General features: G+C 40.4%; 1 protein-coding gene. It reads left to right on the top strand.

Features of this window, described 5'->3' with window-relative positions:
* Nucleotides 1–156: 156 nt before the first annotated feature.
* On the top strand, nucleotides 157–353 hold a 197-nt coding region (locus tag BWI92_RS28000), incomplete at its 3' end, for a hypothetical protein (protein ID WP_217903517.1).

Raw genomic sequence — 353 nt, 5'->3', positions numbered from 1 at the left:
AAGATATTGAGAAACCCTAAGCTGTAGAGGYWGACGGAAAGCTACCAAGAAAAAATTGAGTGCTTAACTTGGAATTATTAACCTGAGGCCATCCAGATTGGATGGCCTTTTTGTTTGAAAAAACGTCCTTGAAATACTCCATCACTACAACATATTTTGTATCATGGAGATCAAAACCCACTACTTCAATACCTTGAAGGTGAAGGTACACGCCTTGAAGAAAGAGTAAAGACTCGWGTWAAACTTTCTTTTTCGGCACTAAAATCGAGGGATTTATCGCTTACAAAATTGCCTCTGGTTTTGCCATTGCTTTGGGTGAGCCCGTCTGTGAAGATTCTCCAGAAAGTATGCGC

Origin of the sequence: Flectobacillus sp. BAB-3569, assembly GCF_002270355.1 — a bacterium.
Classification (GTDB): domain Bacteria; phylum Bacteroidota; class Bacteroidia; order Cytophagales; family Spirosomataceae; genus Flectobacillus; species Flectobacillus roseus.
Note: the sequence above shows the minus strand (reverse complement) of the source record. Positions and strands in the feature narration are given on the sequence as shown.